The 14109-nt window shown below is 42.6% G+C and carries 8 protein-coding genes; 7 read left to right on the forward strand and 1 reads right to left on the reverse strand.

From position 1 onward, the window contains the following. The first annotated feature begins 6 nt into the window (after positions 1-6). The 7 genes from D7322_RS20240 to rsgA all read left to right on the forward strand — a co-directional run bounded on the left by D7322_RS20240 (position 7) and on the right by rsgA (position 11273). Positions 7-1206, forward strand: coding sequence for a hypothetical protein (locus tag D7322_RS20240; RefSeq protein ID WP_121126044.1), 1200 nt, complete (start codon positions 7-9; stop codon positions 1204-1206). Between the two features lie 132 nt (positions 1207-1338). After that, a complete protein-coding gene (locus D7322_RS20245; RefSeq protein ID WP_121126045.1) occupies positions 1339-3759 on the forward strand; it encodes a TonB-dependent receptor in 2421 nt (806 codons plus the stop codon). A 21-nt stretch (positions 3760-3780) separates the two neighbouring features. Next, on the forward strand, positions 3781-5007 hold the full coding sequence (locus D7322_RS20250; protein WP_121126046.1) for a hypothetical protein: 1227 nt from the start codon (positions 3781-3783) through the stop codon (positions 5005-5007). A 121-nt stretch (positions 5008-5128) separates the two neighbouring features. Beyond that, complete coding sequence (locus D7322_RS20255) at positions 5129-5827, forward strand: DUF4198 domain-containing protein (RefSeq protein WP_183078785.1); 699 nt, start codon at positions 5129-5131, stop codon at positions 5825-5827. Positions 5828-5834: 7 nt separating this feature from the next. Then, a complete protein-coding gene (locus tag D7322_RS20260) occupies positions 5835-7184 on the forward strand; it encodes a PepSY-associated TM helix domain-containing protein (protein ID WP_121126048.1) in 1350 nt (449 codons plus the stop codon). 124 nt (positions 7185-7308) lie between these two features. Beyond that, positions 7309-9666: a TonB-dependent receptor domain-containing protein gene (locus D7322_RS20265; RefSeq protein WP_121126049.1), complete on the forward strand. Its 2358-nt coding sequence runs from the start codon at positions 7309-7311 to the stop codon at positions 9664-9666. Positions 9667-10178: 512 nt separating this feature from the next. Continuing rightward, on the forward strand, positions 10179-11273 hold the full coding sequence (gene rsgA, locus D7322_RS20270; RefSeq protein WP_121126050.1) for a ribosome small subunit-dependent GTPase A: 1095 nt from the start codon (positions 10179-10181) through the stop codon (positions 11271-11273). A 360-nt stretch (positions 11274-11633) separates the two neighbouring features. On the opposite strand, the gene D7322_RS20275 is transcribed toward rsgA, so the two are convergent. Beyond that, positions 11634-14030, reverse strand: a complete 2397-nt coding sequence (locus D7322_RS20275) for an outer membrane protein assembly factor BamB family protein (RefSeq protein WP_245971394.1) — start codon at positions 14028-14030, stop codon at positions 11634-11636. Positions 14031-14109: the final 79 nt, after the last annotated feature.

Genomic DNA, 14109 nt, shown 5'->3' on the forward strand with positions numbered 1-14109 from the left:
ACAAGTATGAAGCGATTACTAGTGTTGTTTTTCCTTGTAATTTTCATTTTTTCATGTACACAAATTTCAGAAAAAAATATAGACCCCAACTTTGTCTTTTGTCTGTATAATAAAGACGAAAACCCCACCAGCTTATTGTTTACCGAAAGTTTAGATGACGACGGACGCCCTATCTTTCAGATTCCACTGTCCAGTTCGCGTATTCAAGAGAGGGAATATATCTACAAAAATGGCTTCTTTTATCGACTATCGAGTCAGACGAGTGTCTTTACAAAATACCAATTACAGGGTTCATCCTTTGTCCTTGTAGACAGTATACAATTAAAAAACCGTGATTTTGAAACCATTACCTGGAAAGATGACGACAACCTAATTGCCGTCTGCCGAGAGGATGCCGAAAATAGAACACCGCAAGCTAGACTATATCAGATTAATGTTGCGGGGATGAAAATCGTGAAACAAGATACGATTGTTCTCCCCTTTGCCAATAAGGAATATAGCGCGCTGCACCTAGGGCTTGTGAATATTGAAAACGACGATCTTTGGCTGGCCTACTCCTTCTTTAAATCCACGGGGAAGTATGGGCATACAACATCTGACACAACCTATTACGCCACCATAAAATACGATAGTTTTAAACTTAAAAATATTCAGATAGAAACACGTTCAACTTATCCCGGCGGCTTCAATATCATACAATCCTATAGTTTTAAAGACGAAGAAGGTGATTATTATTTTATGACTAATCCTGGCATAGCACTGGGAAATAACCCCAAATTACCAACAGCTATCTTTAGAAAAAGAAAAGGTCAGCTGCTCGTTGACCAGGACTACATGATCAATATTTCCAGATCAATCGGAAATCACGCCTATGGGATCTGGTATGTTGGCAACGGAAAGGCAATTATCCGCAACGAACAAAAGAAGCTTTATACCGATTTCTCCAATTTTCATGCTGTCTATCAGTTTGAATACAGGTTGGTCGATCTACAATCCGGTTCTATAGAGAAAATCCAGATTCCCTTGGATAAAGGTACCCAGAAAGAAAACGTATGGGCGGATGGAAAGTACGTGTATTTTGCCATAGATGGCTCAAATGACCAGCACCGTGTCTGGAAATATGATTTACAAACGAAAGAAATTTCGAAAGGACTTAAGCTTCCCAATAACACCAATTTTATCGTACGGATGGATTATTTAAAATAAGAGCTCTATCCCTACAAAAAAAACAACCTCACAATCAACCATTTGTATATTTTTTTAAAAAAATACCCCCTATCAACATTCGGTAAAGGATAAGTATAAGCAACCCTCTTATATATACTTAATCTAAATAAAATGTTGAAGTCAACATCTACTTTTATTCTATTATTAATTTTTACCTTGTTTACACAGGCACAGAGCCCAAAAAAGCATGCCCTCTCAGGCTTTGTCAAAGATAACTTTGGGAAACCCATTCCAGGAGCAACCATACGCTTAAAAGATCAGCATACAGGCACATCTTCCGATATAGACGGCTATTATAAATTACAATTAAACAGTTCAACGGACGCCATCTTACATGTCACTGCTGTTGGTTACCACAGCGAAGAAAGAGCCGTAAACGAAAAACTCATTCAGGATTTTCAGCTTATTGAAGATCGCAATTATATGGAGGAAGTGACCGTATCGGCATATGGGAAAACTGAAAATGAGAAGAAAGTAGCCGAGATCAAGCGATCAGGATTCAATGTTAGCGTCATTGACATGAACAAACATGCCAACGAAGCAGCCAATCTGACACAGATTTTGAAGCGCGCTACGGGAGTTACCATACGTGAAGATGGTGGACTCGGTTCTAACTTTGTGTTCCGAATCAATGGACTCGATGCAAAGATCTACATTGACGGTGTTCCTATGGAGAATTTTGGTTCCTCGATGTCTTTAAATAATATTCCTGTCAATTTGATTGATCGTGTTGAAGTATATAAGGGTGTGGTACCTGCTTTTTTGGGTTCCGACGCACTAGGCGGTGCTGTCAATATCATTACCAAACGTCGCGCGCGACCTTACCTGGACCTGAGTTATTCCTATGGCTCCTTCAATACACATCAAGCTGCGATCGTGGGCACCTTTACCAATCCAAAAAACAAATTATCATTTCGAATGAATGCATATTACAATCATTCAGACAATGATTATAATATGTATACCAACGAAAAGTACAATGTTCTTATCGAGAAAACGGTCGACAACAAGTATTTCGCCGTCCCCAAAGCTAAGCGATTTAACGATGCTTATACCTCTACTATGGGACAACTGGAGGTTGGTTTTCGCGATGTATCCTGGGCAGATCAATTTTATGCAGGCTTCACCTATTCCCAAAATCATAAGGAAAATCAGATCGGCGCTTCCCTCAGCAAGGTATTTGGTGGCGCATGGTCCGAAAGCAACTATCTGATGCCAACCTTAAACTATAAAAAAAGCAATTTTCTGGTCAATCGCTTATATGCGGATATTTTCACAAGTTATAGCTACGACACCCGATATGTGAGAGATACCGCCATGTATAATTACGACTGGACCGGTGCCTGGGTCTCAAATTACGAGGGCACAACACCAAATCCCCAAAAAGACATGAAGTATAATCTGTCGAACTATTTAGCGCGGGTGAATTTAAACTATGACTTTGACGAAGCCCGTAACCAAAGCATCAATTTCAACTACAACTTTAACAGCAATGATCAGAAAGAGTATGATCTGGTCGGCAATTATAACCGCTCAGGTTTACCATCCTATTTGGGAAGACATATTTTGGGGCTATCCTGGCAGAACCAATGGTTTGACAAGCGCTTATCAAATGTATTGGCGGTAAAATACTATCGCATGGATGCTTCGAAAGATATTGATGAGCGCAAATTCGATGGAAACAACAATTTGATCAGCGGTGAAATAATTCATCAAAAAAAACAAGGTAATTACTATAGCATGAGCCTTGCCTCCCGGTATAGAATAACCAAGGATGGCGGATGGAAACTATCCTACGAAAGGGCATACAACTTACCTTCCATGACTGCGCTTTTTGGCGATGGTGTCAATACAATAGGGAACTGGGCTGTAAAACCCGAGCGTAGTGACAACATCAACACCGGATTTTATTACAATACCTACATCAACCAAAATCATTTTCTGAACGTAGATGTGACAGGCTTCTATCGCCTGGCAGCAAACTATATAAACAGCCGGGCGGTCATTCAGAATGGAATTTCCTATTTTCAAAGCTACAACGAAGAGGGGGTGAAGCTCTATGGTTTCGAGGCCGAAGTCAAATACGGTTTTAAAGATCTGCTGGCGGTTACCCTTAATGGATCTTACGATAAAGCCTTATACAATAAAAAATACACAGACGACTCCAGGCAACAAATCAGTTCAAATTATAACAAACAACTCATAAACCGGCCTTGGGTCTATGGAAATGCCGATATCAGCCTAATTCAGAATAACTGGTTTCAACAGGGAAGCAGAGTTCAACTATCGTACTTATATCAATATACCCACTGGTTTTATCTCACCGAATCAGATCAAGGATCGCTTGAATCCAAAGATCTCATTCCGTCCCAAAATATCCACTCTGCTGTGCTCAGCTATGCCTGGGATCGCAATAAGTACAACGTATCCTTTGAAGCAAGAAACCTGACAGATGAAAGAGCATACGACAATTTCCGTCTCCAACGGCCCGGACGTGCATTTTACGTCAAGCTGAGATTATCAATCATGTAAAACAAATAAATACATATTTTTATGAAAATCAACAAATTCGCCGTCGCTATATTCGCTGCGACTGTATTATTCTCTTCCTGCAAGAAATCATCACCTGAAATCACTTCACCGGAAGAACCAACACCTACTTCAAATAGTCTGTACAGTGTTTGGGTGACAACCGCGGCTGGTTCATCCTACCTACTGACAGCAGATAATCTGATGAAAGATACCCTTTTGACCGCCGCAAACAATCAAGGCATCGATATCACATCGCATTTGCCAGCAGCATTTTATGCGATTTACGCCTATGCCTACGAAGGAAAGTATTACCTTTCAAACGATGGCACACGATTCAGTCAATTTGAAGTTGTCAACGGTAAATCCTGGAAAGAAACGAACAACTATGCATTCCCTGGAAATTTTTACCTAGGCAAAGTCCTAAAAGATATTAGCACCAAAGATGAGATGGTCATGACCAAAACAGCAGGGACCACCAATAAGACCAAAAATGTATTGGAACAACCAATCTATTTCATGAACGTCAACAATCTGACAATCAACAAGACCATCGGTATCGAAATCCCGATGATCACGTTTAATCCCAAAACACCGGAGGGCAAAGATCATAACCCTTATATCGTACCTACAAGCTTCACGCAACGAGGCGACAAACTATTTGTAGGTCACAAATATAGAAGTAATGAAACGCGTAAGGATATTATCGACACCGCCTATATGTATGTATGTGATTACCCAAGTTTGGCCAACGGAAAAATTATAAAAGATGCTAGAGGCGGTTTTGCAGCTGGCCATTGGGAAGTGCAGACACTTACTTTTACCGATGACAATAAGGACCTCTATGTTGTAACCAAAAAGACAGATGCGGCGACCTATGGCCTATTACGTATTAAATCGGGACAGACAACCTTTGATCCAGATTATTTCTTCGATTTAAAAGATTACAACGTATTCAGCAATAATATATCGCAGGTACAGAAACTAGGTGATGGTAAAGTTTACATCAGCCCTTTTGTCATCGATCCAGCAAATAAAAAGATTGTTGCCGACCTCAGAATATTAGTGGGTGGCGGTGAGTCAAAAACCACGATGAATTTTATGGAGAATGGCAAACTATACGATGTCTTTAAAACAGACGAGTCCAAATGGTATGTATATGAATATGATCCGGCAAAAAATTCTGTAAAACGCGGAGCTGAGATCGATCCTGGAATCAGCCAAGTTTATCACCTAAATAAGCTCAGATAAGTTCCGGCAAAACGTAAGAAGTACCCTGCCGATATCCCTTTTAAAGGGGATGGGTAAGATTTCAGCATACGCGAAATCGAGGCGGGGCATTTCTCTATCCAACACCCCAAAATTTAAACATATGAAAAAATTACTGTTCAGCATCCTAAGCTTTTTTATCTTCCTGTCTGCATCGGCACATGCCGTATTTATTGAAACTTCATTGCAAGGTACGAAAGGAAAATCCCATACCGTAAAAGTGGTTTATGGCGAACCGGATGAACACGAGCTCATCTCCAAATGGTGGTGGTACAAAGAAGGTATGCAGGTTACATTGACATTGATCAAACCGGACGGGAGTACAGCATTACTAACGACTACCCCGCAGGGAAATCATCTATTGGCCACATTTATTCCTGATCAGGATGGTGTCTATCATGTTTCGTTAAAAAGAGATACAGAGCGCAAAGAAGGCGCCAAGACACAATATCAGATCAATGCAATCGCCACAATTCAAGTTGGAAGCGTCACCCTTGGTCATACTTCCGCACATCTTGCCAATGAGTTGTTTGTCTTTGCCGACCAAACTGTTTTTAAAAATAAAAAAGAGGTCTCGCTGACCTTATTTCAAAAAGGCAAACCCGCACCAAATGCTGCTGTTCAGATCATTGCCCCAAGTGGCTGGATCAAATGGTTGGAAACAGATGCACAGGGTGTCATCAAATTCATTCCGGAATGGCAAGGCAAATACTACGCCGAGGTATCCCGGAAAGAAAAGATCGAAGGACAGGCTTTTGAAGAATATAGCCGTGCCAGCTCCATGAGTTTTGCTGTAAACTAAATCCGAGATGGCGGTAAGAAAAAAGAAAAATAATTCGGTATTTCGACTGGTCAATAACTGGCTGCACCTCTGGATGGGATTAATCTCTGGCAGTATTGTCTTTGTGATTTGCCTGATGGGTTGCCTTTGGGTGTTTAATCATGAAATTATCGATCTCCTCATCCCGAAAAAAGAGCGCCAATATATCTCTGCATCCGGTCAGTCCCTGGTTTCTCCGTCGCGCATTATTGGGATCGCGGATTCGCTCGATCCGAATGCTGTTGTAGGGGAGATTACTTATACCCGCGATCACCCCATTTCTTTTACCATCCAACAAAAAGAGGATAAAGGAAAGGGTCGGAATCCAAAAGTAAAACCACAGGTGCATCTTTTGCACCCTTACACGGGTAAGTACCTGGGTTTGCAAGTGAAAGATAATTCCGAAGAAGCACAGTTAAGAGAGAAATTGAATAGCTTTTTTGCATGGACACTGAACGGGCATCGCTTCCTTTGGCTACCAAGGGATATCGGCCGCCCTATCGTTAATTATGCGACGCTGATATTCAGTATTACCCTGATCACAGGCTTGGTATGGTGGTATCCAAAAAAATGGACAAAATCCACCCGCGAAAAAAGCTTTCGGATAAAATGGAAAGCCGGCTGGAAACGCGTCAACCTGGATCTTCATAATGTAGTAGGCTTTTATTCTTTTCTTTTGGTGTTATTACTGGCGGTAACGGGCATGTATTATGGTATCGAGTGGTTCAACCGCGCATTATACTGGTCAACCAACTGGGGAACTCCCCTCGCCGAACGAACATCAGTTCATTCCGATTCAACAAAAATTGATCAGCTGGCACATTTTCCGAAAGCTTTTGATCGAGAGATCCATCGCATACTTACACAATATAAAGATCCACATTACCTGACGATCACTTATCCGGATGCTGAAAAAAAAGATGCTACAATTTCGGTGTATATTCGCAACGACATGGATAGGCAGTATAACAACCGCTATTATTCGTTCGACCGGTATACAGGTGCCTTTCTGCCCAATAATATAACACTCTTTAACAAGGATTTTTATGAACTCCGGGCAGGGGAACAATTCAGACGGCTCAATTACGATATTCATGTGGGGTCTATCTGGGGCTTTCCGACGAAAGTGCTGGCCTTTGTTCTCACCTTGATCGCTGGTTCTTTACCTATTACAGGATTTATTATTTGGTACAACCGCAAATGGGGAAAGAAAAAAGGACGCAATACATTGTTAAAGGGTACTGCCACCCCCGAAGATAAGCGCGATTCCGATACGGTCGCACCTACAACGATAAGAAAACCGCCGGTCCGTTTTCGACCGAAGCCTACGGACTTATAAGATTTTATAGGTCCGGAATCACCGTTCAAAAAGGAAGGCTAAATTTTGAATTCATTGACAATAAAACTTGTTTAATTTATGCTTAAGAAGGTTCTTTCTCTTGAAAGAACAGGGAATATTATTTATGACGAAATCCACATTATTAGCGATTCTGCTTTCAAGTTCAACTCTAGGGCTCCTGGCCCAGACGAAATTATCCGGAAAAATATTTAACAAAGACGGGCAGCCACTTAAAGGAGCTACCGCCAGTCTTTTACGCTTACCAGATTCGACATTAGTCGCACAATCCGATGCCGACAAAGATGGTTTATTTCTGTTACAGGCAGCTAAAAATGGGAATTATATGATTCGCTACAGTTCCGTTGGATTCACGACGGTATTCAGCAGGTCCTATCAATTATCCGGTGCAGAGCAAATTGCCACACCCCTATTTTTACAACCTCTCGCACAGATCATGGAGACGGTTCATGTCACCGGGAAACAAGCCGCTGTGCGCCAATATGCCGATAAAATGGTTGTTGATATTGAAGGAAGCGTATTAGCAGAAGGGAACAATGTGCTCGAGCTTTTAGAAAAAACGCCCGGCCTAGTCTCCGATGGTAAGGGAAATTTTTCCATTCAGGGGCGTGCCGGGGCTAATATACGGATCAATGGGCGCGATATGTATGTATCGGGCGAACAGCTCGCGAGTATCCTTCGCGGCCTCCAGGCCGCCGAAGTTTCAAAACTTGAACTGATCAGCAATCCCTCAGCCCGCGAAGATGCTTCTGGGACAGCGGGGATCATCAATATCGTAACCAAGCGAAATGGGAAAGTAGGCTTTTGTGGCGATGCGTTTGTCCGTGCCGGCCAAGGCAGAAAATTCCATGGTGGTTTTGGCGGGGGCCTCCACTATAAAGTAAACGGCCTGGATATGTACCTGCAGGGCAACACAAGTTACGACCGTGGCAATAGCCATAATCTGACCGAAAGAAGCTTCTTTAACCAAGGCAGCTTAACTTCCTTTCAACGGCAGCATGAAAGCAAGAAACTGGATGACGCCTCTTTCCATAGCCTACGGGCGGGAGCAAAATATGAATTTTCCGACGGGGGAATCCTCGATGGAAGCGTACATTGGATGAAAGGCAACTATCAACCTTATGCCTCCATTGAGATGGATACATGGAACTATCCCGCGAACATCCAGACAGAACAGGCGCTGAGTAAGAACCGCTTTGACGAGACTTTTAAAAACTGGACATTTAATGTGAATTATAGCAATAAATACGAAGGAGAAGATCATTTTTTAAAATTCAATTTTGACTTCGCACCCCATGGCAACGATTACAACAATCGTTTTGAAACGGATAAGTTCAATTTACAAACCGATACGAAAACGAGTACAGGACGTACCAATGTACAGGATTTAAGTAATACGACCTATTCCGGCAGACTCGATTATAGCAAACCCTTAACTGATTCGGGTAAAATCGAACTTGGCTGGAAAGGGACCTACTTTTTCATTAATAATGATGTGGTCAATACCCTATTGGATAAAGGTACATGGATACGTGATGATGCGACTTCCAACCGTTTTCAATACACCCAGCATATTGAAGCACTCTATGCCATCTACTCTGGCAAATTCAAGCGACTCGAATATCAGGCTGGTCTACGTGGAGAATATACCTTTATAGATGCCAATCAGGTGACCTTAGACAAGAAAAATGACCAACGCTATTTCGACCTGTTCCCAAGTGGCTCATTGCTTTATCACCTCAATGATAAAAATACCATAAGGACATCCTTCAGCAGTCGAATTGAGAGACCGGGCGATCACGACATCAATATATTTCGGATCTATGAGGATGCCTATAGTTACAACGAAGGGAATCCGGATTTAAAACCGGAGAAGAGTTACATTACTGAAATCGGTCATGGTTATAAAAATAAGTTATTCACTACATTGGGTATTTCTTATGGCCGTGATATGATCAATTGGATTGTTCGACAAGGGGATCAAGTCGGCGAAAATCTGTCGCGGCCAGAGAATATAGGACGCTATCTGAATTACAGCGCCAGCGTGATGTACAATCAGACATTGCGCTCCTGGTGGACAGCAAGCCATTATATCAATGCATTCTACAACAACTATTCCGGTGAAATCGGCGATGTAAACCTAGATTCAAAAGGTTCCAGCTGGACGGCCAATAGCCGCCATACGCTACAATTCAAGTATGGCTTGCGCGCTGAAATAGCACTTTATTATCGTTCGGGAATTACCACCGGTCCTTCGCGGACCGACAAAAGGTACGGACTGGATCTGGCTGCAGAAAAGAAGATGTTTGGTGACCGTGGCATGATCAAGCTTACAGCCAATGGTCTACTCCGAAATGCTAATCCGCAGTTAATCAGTAAATACGGAGATCTGAAGGTATTTTACTCCGATTTTCCGGACAACAGAAAAGTATTATTGTCATTGAGTTATCGGTTTGGCAACTAAATGGTATGGCGCCATAGCTAAGCGTCAACCGATCCTAGGTTTTGCTGACGGAAATTTCAGGCCGTACAATTGTGGTATCACGGACAGTCTTTTCCAGGTAGACGTTTCCCCGCTACTGATCGGTCATTATCTATGGTAAAAAAAATGGATAAATTAACAATGTGGCAGCGGAGGCCGGTTTGTATCCAGTCAGATCCGGGATTTCCCAATTTACGTGAGTTGGTCCAAAAAGATTAACTTTGTACCCTATTGATAATCATCTCCAAATAGATGTAAGTTATATGGGCCTTATCAGTGCATATTATGAAAATAAATCAATGCTATTGTGTATATTTGCCATATGCTTAAAACACATCAATCGGATATAGCTTAGTAAACACGTCGTACGCTCCGTATATCGTGTCTCTCCAACTGCTCCTGGATAAATCTATCCGGGAATAATTACGTATTTTTTTTTATAAATGCCGTGCAAACAACGCAATCTTTTTGCATGCGCCAAAATTTGCTATATCATGAATAATGAGCATCTCGTCAACAGAGACGAATTCAGTTTTAACCTTCATCAATATGGTTGGAACGATAAATTAAATCAACTGAAACAAAATTCTCTATTTAAATCGCTTCCCCACGGTCGTATTGCGACTGTCCATCGGACCTGCTATGAAATTGTATCCGAAAATGGACTGCTGCAATGTGAACTGACCGGAAATATGCTTTTCGGAAAATCAGCTTATGAGCTTCCCTGCACGGGAGACTGGATCATTTTCCAGCAATTTGAGGAAGATAAGGGTATTATTGTAGACATGCTACCGAGAGAACGTGTATTGGTCCGTAAAAAAAACGGCACTATTTCAGATAAACAGGCAATAGCCGCTTACATAGACAAAGCACTTATCGTACAGAGCCTCGACTCAAATTTTAACATGCGCCGTGCTGAACGTTTTGCCGTCCAGATTTTTGAGGCAAATATCCAGCCGATACTGGTACTCAACAAGGCCGACCTGGATTTCGACCACGGAACGATAGCAGAGGCGACAAAGCACTTTCAGCTACGGATGCCTGTTTACCTGACAAGTATACATCAGCCGGAGACAATTACGGCTTTACGCAGCTCTATCGGAACAGGCGAAACTGTTGTCTTGGTGGGCTCATCCGGTGTAGGAAAAAGTTCACTAGTCAATGCCCTATGCGAAAAACCGGCTGTTCACACTTCCGCGATCAGCGAGTCCACAGGCAAAGGGCGACATACTTCCACACGACGGCAGATGGTTGAGATGACTGATGCCGGGATACTGATCGATACCCCCGGGGTCCGCGAATTTGGACTGGCCACTGACGGTACCGAAACGTTGACCGATACACTGGATATGAAAGACTATGTTGGATTGTGCCGCTTTAAAGACTGCACGCACCACAATGAACCCGGCTGTGCCGTATTGGAAGCAGTCAAGAATGGTAACCTGGATCAGAAGATTTATCAAAATTATCTTAAACTCGAACGCGAAATCGACCATTTTAGTACTTCATCACATCAGAAGCGGAAAAAGGAAAGATCTCAATCAAAATTGCTGAATGAATATAAGAAACTGCTAGGCGTAAGACGTTAATGCCGCATATAAGGTCCGGGTATCAGCTGTACCCGGACCTTTTTAAAACCAACTATTTTTACCGAATTGATTCTCCACGACTTGGATATCACGGTCTGACACCAATTTCACGGCCTGATGAAAGCCTTCCTGTACAGTTAGAAAATCCCCTTTACCTATCTAAAACGGCCTATGCAATCCATGGGGCTTGGCGATAACGGTTCAAAAAGCTCCGGACGGCCTCCCGACCAGTATTAATCAGGCAAAAGAACTAGTCTTACGACTAGTTTTTTCATGAAGTTCTCTTGATACCTTCTATTGCAAAAATCAGCCTTTATTAAGGACAAAGCCAGCGGAAAAGCTATACCCGGATTTATCTGTTTAGCTATTTGTCATGGTAAAACAATACACATTACCTGCAAAATCCGCAACATAGACCTCATTTCCCTGAATAGTGACTTCAGCCAAAATCGGCGTGCCTAGGTTAATTTTTTGCACTAAAGTTCCGTCCAGGCTTAAGACATACAAGTAACCATCCGACCCTCCAAAAAACAATTTTCCAGCCGCATAACGAATACTCGACTCAACAGTACTCACTTTTTTATGCTGATCCGGACTAGAGTATGCTGAAGTATAGATCAGCGCTTCACCGGTCCGGAAATTCCATTTTTCGGTTAAATTTCCGCGATCGAAAGCCTTTATCCCATCGGTCGCCGTTGGCATGATCAGCAAACTTTCGGTCAGGAGCGGCGAAGCCATCACTTTAAAATCGTCTTGGCTCTGTGTCCTATTGATTACTGCCCCCGTCTTTTGATCCAATTGAAAAACATTGTTCAGTCCAGCGACATAAAAAGAACTGCTATCGGCACTTGCTCCACCCGTTCTAAAACGCAAACCATCTTCATTTCTTTTCCATAGTAGTTTTCCGCTCCTGCGATCATGTACAAATAAGCTATTCCAGTTGGCACCAGTAATTAAATAATCGTTTGTGATGAGCAGCTCTCCGGGCATACCCTCACCTCCATTCCAATCCCGGTTTTGCCAGATGATCGTACCGTCATCAGCTTTTAATGCCGACAGATAATTTCCTGCCCCAGTATAATAAATACCATCACGGACGACACCAGCACTTACATATCCAGGGAGCCTTCCCCCACTCAACTCTTTTTTCCAGACAAGTTTACCGTCCTTTTCGCCAATCGCATAAACTGTTCCGCCCATGTCTGTCGCCAGTATCAAGCCATTGCTATAGGCCAACTTCTGCTTAACGGAGTTCTGGGTGTGGAAAGTCCAGATGGTTTCACCCGATTGGGCTTTTAAGGCCTGGATTTTACTTTTACCACCAATAGCATCATCAATACTGGCCACATATACCCGCTGTCCCTGTACTAGAGGTGAGCTCTTCCATATATTAGACCCAATGTTTTTTGACCAGGTCAACCGGAGCAAATTTGACGAAGCAGGCTCGTTATTCCATCCAAATTTCTTCAAGGCTTGCGTGCCATCCCCATAATTCACTTCCAGCAGGATCGTTTGCTTCTGATTCATCGACGCAGTGCTCATTAGCGTTCCACGCCAGTTCCAGTCACTCGCTTTATTCAGCGTGGCTGTTTTTAGGACACTGCCCTGTTCATTTAACAACTTGGCATATACAGAAAGAACAGATTTTTCGGTATGGTATACACTGGCGCCAATCTCGAGCTTTTGTCCGTTTGAAATCTGCATCAGCCCGCTCTGCGGATAAATCAAAGCGATATGATCCGACAGATAGGGATATTTGGGTGTGATGTTCCTTACCCCATTTTTATCCATATCAATGACCATAAATTGCGCCACAGAATTGTCTATCCCACCTTTGTTGGGTGCATTTGTTGATATCACCGCTACCCCATCCCTACTCCCAAAACTGTAGTTGTTGTGCCAGTGACCATACAGATAAGCTTTTAGGTTATACTGTTTTAAATCGATGGAATCGGTTTTGCCTTTCATGACAAAATCCTTGCCGACAATCAGATCATGATTGATAAAAACAAGTGGTTTATCTTTCGCTTTCAGGGCCAAGTCCTTTTTAAGCCAAGCGATTACCTGATCCAGGTTGTAGCTCGCTGCATAGTCACCACCGGGCATCGGGGTAACGACAAAATGTGCCGGTCCGGCCTCAAACGAATAATACACCGGACCAAATAAATCTTCAAATAGCTTCTCGCCGTATTCACCTTTGACAAGATCGTGGTTTCCTACCGTATAATAAGTCGGCACTCCCATCAGTTGGCTATTGACCTGCCGCGCATGAAATTCCATGCCCGGTTCATAGCAGATATCGCCCGTGTGCATAATCAGCGCAGCCTGCTGTTGTTGCGAAAATTTACGGATATTGTCTATCCAGTCGCCATATAGCGGTGTTTCGGTATCCGTAATCTGGATAAAACGAAGATTATCTCCTTGCTGCTTATCATCCAGCGTCAAGCCAAAATCATAACGTTTCAATTTGGGGTCAATCTTTATATAATGGGTACCGCTCGCTTTATAGCCTGCCGGGATACGCACGAAGAGGAATTTTGCCTTCTCATTCCCCTTGAGGCTGAAGCTACCATCAGCAGCAGTCGGTAAAACATCGTAACCATCGGATATGACCACACCCGGCATTCCTTTTTCATTGCGATCCATCTTTTTGTTCTTATCAAGATCCAAAAAGACATGTCCCTGATATTGCGCATACATCGCGTTGCTGCACAAAAGCAAGAGTGGAAGTATAAACTTTTGTATCGGTCGTCTCATATCAATTATCTATTCAAAATTCATTAGCTATATATACAAGGAAAGATAGGATCTATTCCGACAATTGGATTCACCTATC

It is taken from the genome of Sphingobacterium puteale (assembly GCF_003627955.1).
Taxonomy (GTDB): domain Bacteria; phylum Bacteroidota; class Bacteroidia; order Sphingobacteriales; family Sphingobacteriaceae; genus Sphingobacterium; species Sphingobacterium puteale.

Bases quoted from the DNA above. Each gene is read 5' to 3' on its own strand.
- D7322_RS20240 (WP_121126044.1), top strand. From the start codon at position 7: ATGAAGCGATTACTAGTGTTGTTTTTCCTTGTAATTTTCATTTTTTCA.
- D7322_RS20245 (WP_121126045.1), top strand. From the start codon at position 1,339: ATGTTGAAGTCAACATCTACTTTTATTCTATTATTAATTTTTACCTTG.
- D7322_RS20250 (WP_121126046.1), top strand. From the start codon at position 3,781: ATGAAAATCAACAAATTCGCCGTCGCTATATTCGCTGCGACTGTATTA.
- D7322_RS20255 (WP_183078785.1), top strand. From the start codon at position 5,129: ATGAAAAAATTACTGTTCAGCATCCTAAGCTTTTTTATCTTCCTGTCT.
- D7322_RS20260 (WP_121126048.1), top strand. From the start codon at position 5,835: ATGGCGGTAAGAAAAAAGAAAAATAATTCGGTATTTCGACTGGTCAAT.
- D7322_RS20265 (WP_121126049.1), top strand. From the start codon at position 7,309: ATGACGAAATCCACATTATTAGCGATTCTGCTTTCAAGTTCAACTCTA.
- rsgA (WP_121126050.1), top strand. From the start codon at position 10,179: ATGAATAATGAGCATCTCGTCAACAGAGACGAATTCAGTTTTAACCTT.
- D7322_RS20275 (WP_245971394.1), bottom strand. From the start codon at position 14,030: ATGAGACGACCGATACAAAAGTTTATACTTCCACTCTTGCTTTTGTGC.